Source organism: Streptomyces sp. x-19 (assembly GCF_046549115.1).
Taxonomy (GTDB): Bacteria; Actinomycetota; Actinomycetes; order Streptomycetales; family Streptomycetaceae; genus Streptomyces; species Streptomyces albulus_C.
The window spans coordinates 1-1,569 of sequence record NZ_JAJPWK010000091.1 but is presented as its reverse complement, the minus strand read 5'-3'; the positions used below and the strand labels follow the sequence as shown (position 1 = coordinate 1,569).

At 68.6% G+C, this 1,569-nt stretch carries 1 protein-coding gene; it reads left to right on the top strand.

Annotated elements, in window-relative coordinates:
* Nucleotides 1-161: 161 nt before the first annotated feature.
* Nucleotides 162-1,569 (top strand): IS1634 family transposase (locus tag ACLJT4_RS42355; protein ID WP_411130501.1); only part of this gene is annotated, 1,408 nt, incomplete at its 3' end.

The following is a 1,569-nucleotide window of genomic DNA, read 5'->3' as shown; positions in this document are numbered from 1 at the left end:
CCCCGAGTTCGACAGTTGGTGGGCATGCGGGACGGGTCGGCGGCGGATCTGTGCAGGTGAGTGGGCTGACGCCCGCCTGGGAGTGTCCAGGGGTGTGGGCAAACGGATGTGCGCTGGTATTGCTCTGATCTGGCCCCTTGCCTGATGATGCGGGCATTTACTTGCGGAAGATCCAGCGACGGAACAAGGACGGGTCGGTGGTGCGCTACCTCCAACTCGCCCACAACCGTCGCAAGGACGGCACCACCCAGGCCGAGGTGCTGGTCAACTTCGGCCGCGAAGATCGCCTGGACGTCGACGGGTTGCGCCGCCTGGTCGCCTCGATCAACCGCTACCTCGGCGACGAGGACGAGGCCGCCGCGCCGCTGGGAGCCGAAGAAGCCGGCCCGCTGACGGTGGAGTCCTCCCGGCCGATCGGGGCGAGCTGGTTGCTGGACGGGCTGTGGAAGCTGCTCGGCATCGACACAGCCCTGGCCTCGCGCATCGACGGCCGGCGGTTCCGCACTGATGTCGAGCGCACGATCTTCGCTCTGGTCGCCAACCGGGCCATCGCCCCTGCGTCCAAGCTCGCGGCCGCCGAGTGGGTCACCTGCGACCAGGTGGTCCCCGGCCTGGAGATGCTCGCCGAGCAGCACGCTTACCGGGCCATGGACCTGCTCATCGAGGCCGATGTCCAAGGCGCCGTGCAGGAAGCAGTGTTCTTCTCCGCCGCCCACCTGCTCAACCTCGAAGTCGACCTGGTCTTCTTCGACACCACTTCCACGTACTTCGAGCGTGACGAAGCCGACGAACCGACCGGCGAGCACAGCAGCTTGCGGCAGTACGGGCACTCCAAGGACCACCGGCGGGACCTGCCGCAGATCGTCATCGGATTGGCCGTCACCCGCGAGGGCATCCCGGTTCGCTGCTGGACCTGGCCTGGTGGAACCAACGACCAGACCGTGATCACCGAGGTCAAGGACGGGCTGCGCGACTGGCGGCTCGGGCGGGTGGTCACCGTCTGCGACACCGGGTTCTCCTCCGAGGCCAACCAGAGCTACCTGCGCCGGGCCGGCGGCCAATACATCACCGGCGTCAAGATGCGCGAGGGCTCCCACCGTGCCGATCAGGCCCTGGCCCGCCAGGGCCGCTACCAGGACGTTCGCGACAACCTGCGTGTGAAGGAAGTCCGCCTCGACGGCGATGAGGGCAGACGCTTCATCATCTGCCACAACCCCGCCGAGGCCGAACGCGATGCCGCCCGATGTCAAGACCAACTCGCCGCGATCCGCGAGGAGTTGACACGCATCAAGACGGCCCGCCAGGCCGACACGGCCAGGGCAAAGGCCAAGGCGGCCAAGACCGGCAAACGCCCCGCGGCCCCTTCGGACGCCCCGCACCGCAAGGCCGAGTGCGCGCTGCGCGATCATCCCGCCCTCGGCCGCTGGCTCAAGCAGCACCCCACCACCGGGCGGCTGTCCATCGACGCCGCCAAGGTCGCCGCCGAGGCCCGCCTGGACGGCAAGTACCTGCTGGCCACCAGCGACCCGGACCTGTCCGCCGAGGACGTCGCGCTCGGTTACAAGAACT